Annotated in this window: 3 protein-coding genes; 2 read left to right on the top strand and 1 reads right to left on the bottom strand. The window is 64.9% G+C overall.

What is annotated here, in order from left to right; genetic code table 11:
• Both FOS14_RS24910 and FOS14_RS24905 read left to right on the top strand, forming a co-directional pair.
• Positions 1–206 (top strand): hypothetical protein (locus FOS14_RS24910; protein WP_185981742.1); only part of this gene is annotated, 206 nt, incomplete at its 5' end.
• 134 nt (positions 207–340) lie between these two features.
• A complete protein-coding gene (locus FOS14_RS24905) occupies positions 341–700 on the top strand; it encodes a hypothetical protein (protein WP_185981936.1) in 360 nt (119 codons plus the stop codon).
• A gap of 87 nt (positions 701–787) precedes the next feature.
• Here the strand turns inward: FOS14_RS24905 and FOS14_RS24495 are convergent.
• Positions 788–1,035, bottom strand: a 248-nt coding sequence (locus tag FOS14_RS24495) for a transposase (protein WP_185981611.1), incomplete at its 5' end; no start/stop codon positions are given.

Below are 1,035 nucleotides of genomic sequence, written 5' to 3'. Positions count from 1 at the left end.
CGGTGGCAACAGTTGACGCCGACGTTCTACAGGCGCAGTACTTCCTCGCCGAACTCCAACGGGCCTCAGACACGCTCACACGGCAGATCGAACACATTCAAGGCGGTCACGGCGATGCCCGCAAGGAACGGCGCTGCCGCGCCGAACTGCACGAAGTACGCCGACAACTGGCAGCCATCCGGCACCGGTTCGCCGACCAAATCTAGAGCCCGGGCTACGGCCCAAGTTCCCAACACACACCCTCCAGAGGGTCACTTTTCAGAAACCCACCAGGGGTCAGTTTTCGCGAACCGTTGACAACCGGCCCGGTGAGCGCTCACGCGACTGGATCAAGCAACCATTGCGGGTCAGCGCGACGGTGGTCGTAGCGGGCTGGATCGGGACACCCGACACGATGGAGTCGCTGTTGCTCGCCGCGGTGCACCCCACCGGCGGGCTGCACTACGTCGGCCATGTCGCGACCGGATTCACCCGCGCAGAGCGCGAGGACCTACTGCGACAACTCACCGTGATTGAACGCCCGACCCACCCGTTCGCCACCCCTACCCCGCGCTGGGCGGCGAGCAGCCATGTCCGGTGGGTACACCCAGTCCTCCTCGGCAAGGTGCACTTCCGCGAATTCGCCACCCGTTTCCGTCACGCGAGCTGGCGCGGCCTGCGCCCGGACGCGACGCTGACCGACGCGGACTGGCCGGGTTGACCAAGTCGTGGGTCAGGTGTGGACGTAGAGACTGTTGGGTCAAGCCCCTAGAAGTGGTGTAACTGAATTGTGATCCTTCGTTGGTGATCAGGCGGGTAGTTGCATCAGTGCATCAGTGGTCACCTCCGTCTGCGAGCTGGTGTCGGTGTCGGTGGTCAGGGTGAGTCGGCAGCGGCCCAGGACTTCGAGTCCGAGGTATCGGCGTCCTTCGGCCCATTCGTCGGTCTGCTCGGCAAGGACGGCGCCGATGAGGCGGACGATGGCATCTCGGTTGGGGAAGATGCCCACGACGTCGGTGCGGCGGCGGATCTCTCGGTTGAGCCGCTCGGTGGGGT

This window comes from Skermania sp. ID1734 (genome assembly GCF_007489285.1).
GTDB lineage: Bacteria > Actinomycetota > Actinomycetes > Mycobacteriales > Mycobacteriaceae > ID1734.
This window is presented reverse-complemented; position numbering and strand designations above follow the sequence as displayed.